The sequence below is a fragment of the Desulfothermus sp. genome (assembly GCF_053993635.1).
The window spans coordinates 1-8007 of record NZ_JBMYBT010000006.1 but is presented as its reverse complement, the minus strand read 5'-3'; the positions used below and the strand labels follow the sequence as shown (position 1 = coordinate 8007).

7 protein-coding genes are annotated in these 8007 nt (G+C 34.6%); all 7 read right to left on the bottom strand.

Annotation, left to right across the window (positions count from 1 at the left end):
• Positions 1 to 503 (bottom strand): LolA family protein (locus tag ACY2V1_RS00250; RefSeq protein ID WP_461832785.1); only part of this gene is annotated, 503 nt, incomplete at its 3' end.
• Between the two features lie 10 nt (positions 504 to 513).
• Entirely contained in the window at positions 514 to 1338 is an 825-nt protein-coding gene (locus ACY2V1_RS00245) for a phosphodiester glycosidase family protein (protein ID WP_461832784.1), read from the bottom strand.
• A complete protein-coding gene (gene dapB, locus ACY2V1_RS00240; protein ID WP_461832783.1) occupies positions 1339 to 2124 on the bottom strand; it encodes a 4-hydroxy-tetrahydrodipicolinate reductase in 786 nt (261 codons plus the stop codon).
• Positions 2125 to 2139: 15 nt separating this feature from the next.
• Positions 2140 to 4188, bottom strand: coding sequence for an NAD-dependent DNA ligase LigA (gene ligA, locus ACY2V1_RS00235; protein ID WP_461832782.1), 2049 nt, complete (start codon positions 4186 to 4188; stop codon positions 2140 to 2142).
• A gap of 11 nt (positions 4189 to 4199) precedes the next feature.
• Positions 4200 to 5192, bottom strand: a complete 993-nt coding sequence (locus tag ACY2V1_RS00230) for a potassium channel family protein (protein WP_461832781.1) — start codon at positions 5190 to 5192, stop codon at positions 4200 to 4202.
• A gap of 93 nt (positions 5193 to 5285) precedes the next feature.
• Positions 5286 to 7277, bottom strand: a complete 1992-nt coding sequence (gene uvrB, locus ACY2V1_RS00225; protein WP_461832780.1) for an excinuclease ABC subunit UvrB — start codon at positions 7275 to 7277, stop codon at positions 5286 to 5288.
• 28 nt (positions 7278 to 7305) lie between these two features.
• Positions 7306 to 8007: hypothetical protein (locus tag ACY2V1_RS00220; protein WP_461832779.1), on the bottom strand; the 702-nt coding region annotated here is incomplete at its 5' end.

The following is an 8007-nucleotide window of genomic DNA, read 5'->3' as shown; positions in this document are numbered from 1 at the left end:
TTTATTAATTTATTTTTGTCTATCCAGAGATATACAAGCACCATATTTGGCTCTGGATTAAATGGAACTAATTTTATTTTATATAAATCTCCTTTTATACCTTCATTTATTATATTAAATTTCTTTTTTAAATCTATTTTACCTGTGATTAAATCAAATATAATCTTTGATTGTTCTATTTTTGATAATTTATATTTATATGCGAGTTTTTCTTCTGGAAAATAGTCCCATATGATATTTCCATTTACTATCAAAATCTCATGTTCAGGCCTTTCTATTTCCCACCTAACTTTTACTCTATTTAATGATTTTTTACAGATTATATTACCTGATCTAACTTCCTCATCCCTGGTGGTCTTACTTTTAAGTATTTGATTGAATTTAGTTCTGATTGACTGTATGTTTTTATAATTCTCTAACAAATCATCTATTATATTTTGTCCACTAAGTGCTTGGCCAGGAATTAATAAAAATAAACACATGGTCAAATAAAAAAATCTCATATCATATCCTTTAGTTAATTTTTTTTATAACTCCAATTACATTTGGTATTTCAGGTTTATTTGGATTTTGCTTAAAAATATCTATTCTGGAATATCCATGCAGGTCTTTTTCAAAATCCCTATATTTTATATACATCCCACTGGTATTTCCACCTTCAGTGAATATGCAAGATTTTATACTTATGGGTAGATCCAAAAGGATGTTATTTAATTCATGTATGGATAATGGCAAATAGCTGAATATAAATTGCACATTATTTAATCGATCAATCCCAATAGCAGAAACACTGTATGAGGCAATGTCCATCTGCCACAAATTTTTTCTATTTTCTCCTATCATTCTATAATTTTGTATAACAGTATCATATTTATTTAATAATTTATTCCAATTCTTGGTATATCCCCTCTCAATAATATCTACTTGAGGTATATTTTTTTGATTGGGATTAAATACCAAAAATCCTCTAAATTTTTTATTAATTATTCTTTGATTTATATAATCTTTGTTTTTCATAAATCCAGTACTTGTTCTTTTATCTTCCCAGAACATACTGGCATTGATTACTGCTATTAAATTATATTTTTTAGCCCACTGTCTTAATGACAAAGGTGAGATATTTAATTTAGACGACATAAGTAGCCTAAGAGAAAAATAATTGGGATCTATTTTTAATATGTATATATCATAACTTTTGTCTCCATAGATCCCTTTAAAATTATAAAATACAAGCCCTCTCTCTAATTTTAGTTGCTTAACACTATTACAATAGCCAGAATTAAAGCTAAAAAATAATAAGACAAAAACTAAAGATATTTTTTTTATTTCCTCGCCCAATTATACATCCTCAAATAAATCTTTCATGGTGTATAATTTTCCAGGTTGTTTATTTATTATCCATTTTGCTGCCCTAATTGCACCCTGTGCAAAGGTTTCCCTGGAATGTGCCCTATGGGTTATTTCAATTCTTTCACCTGGGCCAAAGAAATATATTGTGTGGTCTCCCACTACATCTCCACCTCTTAAACTCTGCACACCTATCTCTTGTTTTGGTCTCTCTCCTATCATACCCTGTCTGCAATATCTAATAACATCTTTATCAAAACCTTTTGCCCCTCTGAGTACCTCAGCCAGCTTTACAGCTGTACCACTTGGAGCATCTTTTTTAAATTTATGATGGATTTCTGATATCTCTACATCATATAAATCCCCTAGCATCTCTACAAATTTTGGGAGCAATGTTAAAAGCACATTAATTCCAACACTCATATTAGGAGCCCAGAATAATGGAATATTTTTTGCGGCCTCTTCTAAAAAGCCCATCTGCTCGTTGTTTAACCCGGTTGTTCCAATTACCATTGGATTTTTTGTTGAAACAGCTATTTCTACATTTTTTTGAGTAACATCTGGATATGTAAAATCAATGATAACTGCATTTTTATATTTAGAGGCAACTTCTTTTAGGTCGCTGGATATTGTATCAGTAAGTCCCTTGATTTTCTCTAAATATTCGTGTTTTTCAATTGCTCCTACGAGTTCTATGTCTTTATCTGAGTTTATTAAATTACATATAGTAGACCCCATTCTTCCAGCTGCTCCTGTGACTATTGCATAAATTGTCATAAATCCCTCCATGTATTAGTTTACAGATTGATTTTCTATTAAATCTAAAAATTCCTTTTCATCTATTATTTTTAGACCCAACTCTTTTGCCTTGGCAAATTTACTTCCTGGATCTTTTCCTACCACCACAAAATCTACCTTTTTTGAAATTGCACTAACTACCCTGCCCCCTAATTGCTCAACCAATTTTTTTGCCTGACTCCTAGTGAGGGTTTCCAATTTACCTGTGAAGATAAATTTTTGGTCCTTAAGTTTTAAATTCTCTGATTTCTCTTGTCTCTGATCTATATTTGTGGGCCAAAGCCCAATTTCTTTAAATTTTTTCAAAAGGGCCTGATTTGCTGGATTTCTAAAAAATGTGTATATGGATTTTGCTACTTCTGGGCCAATGTCACGGATATTTTGCAACTCCTCTATAGATGCATTGGCTAGTCTATCTATTGAACCAAAGTGATGGGCAAGTAGCTTTGCTGTTTGTTCTCCAACTAATCTAATACCCAAAGCAGAGATAAATTTATCAAGAGTTGCTCGCTCTTTTGCTTCTTTAATAGAAGAGAGCATATTATCTGCAAGCTTGTCTCCCATGCGCTCCAGATGGATTATATCTTCTTTTTTTAACAAAAATAGATCAGCAAAATCTTTTATTATCCCTTTGTCCACAAAAATTTCTATCCACCTCTCCCCTACTCCACTTATGTCAAGTCCAGATTTAGAGACAAAATAGATAAGTCCCCTTTTTAGTTTTGCAGGACAAGAAGCATTTATACACCTATGATTTACTTCATCTTTAAGCCTGATTACATCGCTTCCACACACTGGACATTTTTTAGGAAAAACAAACTCCTTCTCTTTTCCCGTCCTGAGCTCTTTTATTGGACGAACCACTTCAGGTATAACATTCCCTGCCCTCTGAACCACTACCCTATCACCTATTTTTAAATCCTTTGCCCTGATCTCGTCTTCATTGTGCAAAGTTGCCCTTTTTACTATTGCACCTCCAATTTCCACGGGTTCTAGAATAGCAACTGGTGTAAGCACCCCTGTTCTTCCAACTTGAACTATTATATCTTTTAATGTTGTTTGGGCCTGTTCTGCCTTAAATTTAATGGCTATTGCCCATCTTGGAGACCTTGCTGTTGCCCCCAGTCTCTTTTGTTGATCCAGGGAATCTACCTTGGCCACTACTCCATCGATTTCATACGGAAAATCATCCTTTTTCGCCTCAATGCTCTCAAAATAAGAAAAGACTTCGTTTTTATCTTTGCAATATTTAGCCTCAGGCACAATATTAAACCCAAGTTGCTTTAAAAGATCCATGATTTGCCTATGGGTTTTTAGCTTATTATCTGATCCTCCTCTCCACCTAATTATACCTACTCCATAGGCAAAAAATTTAAGTGGTCTTGAGGCTGTTATTTTAGGATCCAGTTGTCTTATAGAGCCTGCAGCTGCATTTCTTGGATTTGCAAAGACCTTTTGACCACTATTCAGCTGTCTTTGATTTAGGAGGTAAAAATCCCTTTTGGATATAACAACTTCACCCCTCACTTCTATATATTCAGGAAAAAAATTTATCCTATCCCTTAAAATCAAAGGCACATTTTTTATGGTCTTAACATTTTCAGTTACGTCCTCGCCCACATACCCATCTCCCCTTGTTGCTGCTGCTCTATATTTTCCATTTTCATAAATTATTTCCAATGCAAGTCCATCTAATTTAGGGTCAACCCAAAAAGAGATATCTTCCCCAGGAAGTAGCCTCGTAAGTTTAGCAAAATATTCCTCAAACTCACCTTTTGAAAACACATTGTCCAGGCTGTACATTGGAACACTATGTTGTCTCCTTGCAAATTCTTCAAGGGGCTTGCCCCCAATTTTCTGGGTAGGTGAATAGGGAGTTATAAACTCAGGGTATTTTTCTTCCAATTCCTTTAATTCATTAAATAGCCTGTCATATTCTGCATCTGATATTTCAGGATCATCTAAAACATAATACCTGTAGTTGTGATACTCTATTTTCTCTCTTAGCTCTTCTATTCTTTTTTTTATTTTTTCCAAGTCCATATCTAAAAAACTTAAAGTATTTCTTTAAATTTTTTTAAATCAACTTTTCTGCCAACAACAATTAAAGTATCTCTTCCCTCAAGTATTTCCCCAGCCTGGGGATTATAAATCATGGTGCCATCTTGTTTTTTAATGGCAATTATTATTAAGTTAAATCTTGGTCTTAGTTCAGATTCTATTAAATTTTTCCCTACAATAGATGATGATTCTGGAATGAGTACCTCTTCCATTTGTAAATTTAAATCATCTCCATGGATGGCCATGTCCAAAAAGTTAATAACTGTAGGTCTTAAAACCATTTGTGCCATCCTGAGTCCACCTAACAGGTGTGGAGTAAGCGCCCTATCAGCGCCTGCGAGTTCTAATTTTTTAATTGATTCTTCGTTCTCTGCCCTTGCAATTATGGTTATATTTGGAGCTGCCTGTCGTGCTGTCAGTGTTACATATACATTCTGGGCATCATTTGATAAGGCCGTAATTAAGGCCTTTGCATTATTTAATCCAGCCTTAAACAATACATTATCGTCAGTTGCATCTCCTTCTACATATAAAATTTTATTTTCCATTAATTCCTCAATTGCTTTTGGATTATTTTCAATTACAACAACTTCACACCCTTCTCTTATAAGTTCTTTTGCCACAACACTTCCTATCTTGCCAAATCCACAAATGATATAATGGTCTTTTAGCGATAAAATTTTTGTTTCCATCCTCTTTTTACCCCAAAAAAGTTGAATTTTACCTTCTAAAAAGGCATTGGTAAATGAGCCAATAATGTATGCATAGGTTCCAACACCCAGTAAAATCAATATAGATGTATGTAATTTCCCTTGATCTGATATATTGTGGACTTCTCTAAATCCCACGGTGGAGAGAGTTATAACCACCTGATAGAAACTATCTAATAGGCTCCAACCCTCTATATGCATAAAAATGTAAATGCCATATAAATATACCAAAATAAGTATAACAAATCCAATGATCAGAGGATAAAATTCATTCACAAAATCCTTTGATAATAGGAACTCTAACCTGGATTTGTGGATTTTTTTGGACATATAATTCGGCATAAGAGATAAAATACTTTGCTTTTTTGCTTAATACTTTATTAAAATTTCCTTTAATTCAAAAATCTTATCCCTAAATAGGGCTGCTTTTTCAAATTCTAATTCCCTTGCAGCCTCTCGCATCTTTTTCTCCAGTTTTCTTATTTCTCTCTCTATTGTTTCCCTGTCTAAATAATAAAGTTCTTTTGATTCTGCAACAGATAAAACCTTGTTCTTTTTTCTTTCTCCAAACTCATACAAAGGATTTTTAGTTGTTTTCTTTATTGTCTTTGGGATTATATTGTGTTTTTTGTTATATTCTATCTGAATTTTCCTACGTCTATTGGTCTCTAAAATGGCCTGTTTCATGGAGTCAGTGATGGTGTCTGCGTACATTATTACCTTGCCATTTACATTTCTTGCAGCCCTTCCAAAGGTCTGAATTAAAGAAGAAGTGGACCTTAAAAACCCCTCTTTGTCTGCGTCCAGGATTGCGACCAGTGATACCTCTGGTATATCTAGCCCTTCTCTTAAGAGATTTATCCCAACAAGCACATAAAATGTCCCATCACGGAGTTCCTTAATTATTGAAATCCGCTCCAAGGTATCAATATCTGAATGCATGTATCTTGCTGGCACTGAATTTTCATTCAAAAAATCAGTTAAATCCTCGGCCATTTTTTTGGTGAGGGTGGTAACAAGCACTCTTTCATCTCTTTCCATTCTCTTTTTGCACTCAGAAACCAGGTGGTCTATCTGGGCCTTTGTTGGATGGACTTCCACCTCAGGGTCAACAAGTCCTGTTGGTCTGATTATCAGCTCAACTACCCTACCCTTTGAAATTTCCATTTCAAATGGACCTGGCGTTGCTGATACATATACAACTTGATTTATTCTGGATAAGAATTCATCAAAATTAAGTGGTCTATTATCTAAGGCAGATGGGAGCCTGAATCCATAATCTACTAAATTTTGTTTTCTTGATCTATCACCATTATACATTCCCCTTATCTGAGGGATTGTAATGTGAGATTCATCTATAAATAATAAGAAATCTTCAGGAAAATAGTCTAATAAACATGCAGGGGGAGTTCCAGGTTTTCTTCCATCTAAGTGCCTGGAATAGTTTTCAATGCCATTACAGTACCCAAGTTCTTCTAACATCTCAAGGTCAAGCAAGGTCCTTTGTTCTAGCCTCTGGGCCTCTACCAGTTTATTGCGGGCATAAAACCACTCAAGCCTCTCTCTTAGCTCCTTTCGTATATCTGATATGGCCCTCATAAGGTTATCTTTTTCTGAGACGTAATGGGATGCAGGGAATATCACTGTTTTTTCTATTTGATCTAATACCTCCCCTGTAAGGGGATTTATCTCAGAAATAGACTCTATCTCGTCCCCAAAAAATTCTATTCTTATGGCCTGTTCTTGCTTGTATGCAGGAATTATTTCAACTACATCTCCTCTTACCCTAAAGGTGCCCCTATGAAAATCATAGTCATTTCGTTCATAGTATATTTCAACCAGTCTTTCTAAAAAATCCTCCATTACTACCCTTTGTCCAACTCCAATTGGAATAACCATGTTTTTATAATATTCAGGCGAACCCAGACCATAGATGCATGATACAGAGGCAACAATAATTACATCCCTGCGAGTTAACAATGAATAGGTTGCTGCATGTCTTAGCTTATCAATATCTTCATTTATTGACGAGTCTTTTTCAATGTATAAGTCGCTCTCAGGTACATATGCTTCTGGTTGATAATAATCATAATAACTCACAAAATACTCTACTGCGTTCTCAGGAAATAATTGTTTGAATTCATTATATAATTGAGCAGCAAGGGTCTTGTTTGGAGCCATTATTAAGGTGGGCCTATTTAACTTTGCTATGACATTGGCCATGGTATAGGTCTTGCCAGAGCCTGTAACCCCCAGCAAGACCTGATGCCTAACGCCCTTTTTTAAATTTTTGCACAATTGAGCTATTGCCTTTGGCTGATCCCCTGCAGGCTTATATGGAGATATGAGTTTAAATTTCATTAATTTTTTGGGTAAAGAGATTCTTTAGTTAAGGCACACTGATAAGTTGCACATCCATAGGTGTTTCTTGTCCATCAGATAACTCAGCAGTAATAGTAACGTAATAATTTCCTGGAGGTACATTAGAAAAGCTTATTTGAGTAATATTACCCAATGGAACCTTATAGAGCATCCAATCAGAACTCCATCCTAAATAAAGGTTATAGTTAACTCCTGTTAGGCCTTGTGAATTAGACCAGTCTAAAAAAACGGTTCTGTCTGCACTGACTTGGTAATTAAAAGAAATAGAATGATTAAGAGTTGGAGTTGAGATAATAAGAGGTGTTTTGCTATACGAAGGTATAGCTTCCCACTGATTATGTAAAATTACATAGACGTAGTAAACACCTTCTGGTATATTATGGGTGTCCCAATAAAAAGTATATGTTTGACCACTTTCAACAGGTAAGTTTGTTGCAATTGGAACCCCATTATATCCATTCTGATCTGAATCATAAAAAATATCTGCCCTTAGGTTCCCTCCTCCTTCCACATAAAATTTTATAGGGTAAATTCCCTTGCTTTCACTATCTGCTCTTACATAAATAGAATCTATATAAAAATCTCTAGGTTCAGGAAACTCATGAGGATCAATTCTAAGATAACGTACATATCCAGTCCACTTACGGTTAGAAGGTGGTTCCCACTTTACTTTTTTTAAATCAAACACATACTCATGTAAACCTGGATA

Bases quoted from the DNA above. Each gene is read 5' to 3' on its own strand.
- dapB (WP_461832783.1), bottom strand. From the start codon at position 2,124: ATGACAATTTATGCAATAGTCACAGGAGCAGCTGGAAGAATGGGGTCT.
- ligA (WP_461832782.1), bottom strand. From the start codon at position 4,188: ATGGACTTGGAAAAAATAAAAAAAAGAATAGAAGAGCTAAGAGAGAAA.
- uvrB (WP_461832780.1), bottom strand. From the start codon at position 7,277: ATGAAATTTAAACTCATATCTCCATATAAGCCTGCAGGGGATCAGCCA.